Annotated in this window: 1 pseudogene; it reads right to left on the reverse strand. The window is 73.0% G+C overall.

Annotation, left to right across the window (positions count from 1 at the left end):
- Positions 1-259 (reverse strand): annotated as a pseudogene (locus tag IG08_RS62385) (IS200/IS605 family accessory protein TnpB-related protein); the annotation flags it as partial.

Genomic DNA, 259 nt, shown 5'->3' on the forward strand with positions numbered 1-259 from the left:
GCGGTCCGGCGGCACGGATCGTGTCCGTGGTCCGGGGATGCGGGGGCGGGGTCCCTCACGCCCGAGGGCACGCCGGTCGGCCTGGACGGTCCGATGCCCCGCACGATCACTCCGGTCGTGTGGGGGCGGTGCCGTCCGTCGCCGGACCGGACGCCCTTGAGCGCGCCGTCCGATCGCCACGGCGGCAGCCTCGTGGCGAGTCGTCTTCCTGTCTTTGTGGGTGAGGGGTTTTTGCCAGTGCTGGGCGCCCCATTTGGAG

Source organism: Streptomyces fulvoviolaceus (assembly GCF_000718165.1).
GTDB lineage: Bacteria > Actinomycetota > Actinomycetes > Streptomycetales > Streptomycetaceae > Streptomyces > Streptomyces fulvoviolaceus.